This is a genomic window from Streptomyces sp. NPDC002265 (genome assembly GCF_040296125.1).
Classification (GTDB): Bacteria; Actinomycetota; Actinomycetes; order Streptomycetales; family Streptomycetaceae; genus Streptomyces.
In genome coordinates, this window is record NZ_JBEOWS010000590.1 from 1 (window position 1) to 3,161 (window position 3,161).

3 protein-coding genes are annotated in these 3,161 nt (G+C 66.4%); 1 reads left to right on the forward strand and 2 read right to left on the reverse strand.

Annotated elements, in window-relative coordinates; translation table 11 throughout:
• Positions 1–230: 230 nt before the first annotated feature.
• Complete coding sequence (locus ABT085_RS45210) at positions 231–689, forward strand: hypothetical protein (protein ID WP_351622755.1); 459 nt, start codon at positions 231–233, stop codon at positions 687–689.
• A 386-nt stretch (positions 690–1,075) separates the two neighbouring features.
• Here ABT085_RS45210 and ABT085_RS45215 read toward each other — a convergent pair whose 3' ends face one another.
• Together ABT085_RS45215 and ABT085_RS46955 are read right to left on the reverse strand one after the other, a co-directional pair.
• Positions 1,076–2,620, reverse strand: coding sequence for an FMN-binding glutamate synthase family protein (locus ABT085_RS45215; RefSeq protein ID WP_351622758.1), 1,545 nt, complete (start codon positions 2,618–2,620; stop codon positions 1,076–1,078).
• A 288-nt stretch (positions 2,621–2,908) separates the two neighbouring features.
• Entirely contained in the window at positions 2,909–3,100 is a 192-nt protein-coding gene (locus ABT085_RS46955; protein ID WP_502982988.1) for a transposase, read from the reverse strand.
• Positions 3,101–3,161: the final 61 nt, after the last annotated feature.

The window sequence follows — 3,161 nt, forward strand, 5'->3', positions numbered from 1 at the left end:
AGGGGGGAAGGGGCCCGGCGGACAGACCCGACCGGGCCGACACCCCTGCCCGAAAGAGCCCCCACCTGCTGTTATTTACGCGTCAGAGTCAAGCTCAGTGCCTGTGTCAGAACCTTCGATCCCTTGGCATCCCGTCGCTCGTGTGGGTGATGGCGTTCATGCACAGGCACTCAAAGCCGGCATTTCGGAATGATGGCTGCCGACACGCACCTGACCAGGAGGACCGCACGATGCACATGAAACGCCTCGCCGCAGCGGCAGGAGCCGCCCTGCTGACCGCCCTCGCCGTACCCGCCGACGCCCACGCCGCCGCCATCGCCTGCGGCGGCGCCGTCTCCACCCAGAACATCGGCGCACAAGGCTGCATCAGCGCCGAGCGGTTCAAGGACAACAAGATCTGGTGGCGCGACATCAAGGCGCACGCCGTCATCACCAACTCCCGCGCCCACGCCTCCTACGTCGACTACGAGGCATTCATGAACGTCCAGGGCGCCAGTAGCTGGACGAAACTCGGCAACGGGCGCACCGTCGTCCAGCGCCGTTCCACGACCGGCCCCATCGAGATCGGCTCAGCAACCCGCATCTGCGGCCCGGTCAACGCAAAAATCACCATCCGCGTCCACGTCCGGCCAGCCGGAGGCGCCTGGTCAAACTGGAGCAGCGCCGCGACGTCGCAGTGCCAGACCTGATCTCACGTACAGCGAAGCCCCCCCCGCCTCTCGCAACAGGAGGCGGGGCTCAAGGTGGGCCGGGGCTGCGCCAGCGCCTGCAAAGGCATGGCTTCGGGCGCGGCGCCGCCTCACGGCGCGAGCCCGGCCACGCTCACACATGCCACGGGAACGAAGATTCTGACAGGCACTGACCTGTGGATGTACTGGTCGGCCCAGGCGCTGATGATGTGGGCGGCTCGCTGCGCCTGTCCTCCTCTCACTTCTTCGGTCATGTTGTGAACGCCTCGGGACGGACTGGTCGCGGGGGTAGGGGCAGGTGGCTGGGTGAGGGCGACACCGGCTGGTGCCACGCCCGTGCTCCGCGCAGGGGAGCCTTGAGCGCGGTGCTTGCCGCTGTCGGCGCGTCAGACGGCCGGCTTGTGGACGGCAGTCGGCTCGGTGGTAAGCAGTGCTGTGATCTCATCGGCGAGGTGCGGGCCGAGCTCACCCCAGCCGTCCTTGTAGCCGTAGACGCTCGCCAGAGTGCGGGCCTCGTAGTCGCCGTTCATGATCTCGATGTCGTCGGCTGTGATGAGTGCCGGGTGGGCGACGCCGACAGCTCCCGAGACCTTCAGCAGCTCCTTACGCAGGGTACGCAGGTAGACAGCGGCCCGGGTGGCCTTCGAGGTCGGGTCGAGGCCACGGGCCAGCCATGGGTTCTGGGTGGCGATACCGGTAGGACACATGTCGGTGTGGCACTTCTGCGCCTGGATGCAACCGATGGACAGCATCGCCTCACGTCCCACGTTGATCATGTCGGCACCCAGAGCGAAGGCAACCGCGGCGTTGTCGGGCAGGCCGAGCTTGCCGGAGGCGATGAAGGTCAGCTCGTCGGTCAGCCCCTGCTCGGCGAAGGTGCTGTAGACCCGGGAGAAGCCCATGCGGAACGGCAGCGACACCGAGTCGGTGAAGATCAGCGGCGCCGCCCCGGTGCCGCCCTCGCCGCCGTCGACGGTCACGAAGTCGACACCACGGTCACCACGCGCCATCAGCGTGGCCAGCTCCTGCCAGAAGTCCATCTCCCCTACCGCGCTCTTGACCCCGACCGGCAGACCAGTCTCGGTGGCGAGCAGCTCGACGAAGTCGAGCATCGAGTCGACGTCGTGGAACGCGGTGTGCCGCGACGGAGAGGCACAGTCCTTGCCGACCGGGATGCCCCGGATCCCGGCGATCTCCGGGGTGACCTTCGCGCCGGGCAGCATCCCGCCCAGCCCTGGCTTGGCGCCCTGCGAGAGCTTGATCTCTATCGCCTTGACCGGGGCGCCGGCGACCACTTCCTTGAGCCTGTCGAGGTTGAAGCTTCCGTCCTCGTTGCGGCAACCGAAGTACGACGTCCCGATCTGGAGGACGAGGTCGCCGCCGTTGCGGTGGTACGGCGAGAGGCCGCCCTCGCCCGTGTTGTGCATCGTGCCCGCCAGTGCCGCACCCTTGTTGAGCGCCGTGATGGCCGCGCCGGACAGCGATCCGAAGCTCATCGCCGAGATATTCACGACGCTCGCTGGCCGGAACGCCTTGGCGCGCCCGCGCGGGCCGCCCAGCACCTTGGCCGAGGGCAACGGGGCCTGCGGGTCGTGCAGGTCGGGAAGTGTGCCGGCGAACGTGCGCTGCTTTACGTACGCGTGCCCCTGCACGTGCTCGACGTCGACCTCGGTTCCGAACCCGAAGTAGTTGTTCTCCTCCTTCGCCGACGCATAGATCCAGCTGCGCTGGTCACGACTGAAGGGGCGCTCCTCCTCGTTGGAGGTCACGATGTACTGCCGCAGCTCCGGCCCGATCGTCTCCAGCAGGTACCGGGCGTGCCCGATGACCGGGAAGTTCCGGAGCAGTGCGTGCTTCTTCTGGATGACATCACGGACAGCCAGGACCGCCAACGCTGTTGCGGCGGCTGCGCCGATCCTCCGGGCGTGCATGAACGTTCCTCCTCGATGCACGACTCCATCGCGATGCGGTGGAGTCGTTATGCCGCGTTGGGCGTTGGACGGCGGGCACACGACCAAGCGGGAATCAGCGTCCGTCGGCGAATGCGGCCTTGCACCGTCCGCCGCTCCGCGCCTGCTGACGGCGGACGCTCCGTTGTCCTGGTCCCGGCAAAGCTACCTACCCATACATAGTTGAACAATGAAATAGATGCGTGAAGTAAATCACCCGAATAGTCCGGAATACATGGGTAGCGATAAACCATGTCGATTTTCGGGTCTTCAAAGTTGGGCGGTGCGGAGGTGTTCGCGGGCTCGGCGGGTGGTGACGCAGCGTGTGCGCAGGCGCTGGTTGTCGGCGTTCCGGAAGCCGAACGCGTTGCGGGCGACGAGCTTGATGACGCGGTTGATGCCCTCGCTTTGGGCGTTGCTGTGCCCTGAGAGGGCGTTTGATCTAGGTGGATTGCCCTTTATCTCCTAGTACGTTCCTCGCCAGGTGGGTGTCGTCTCGTCCGTTATGCGCTTGGCGAGGTTG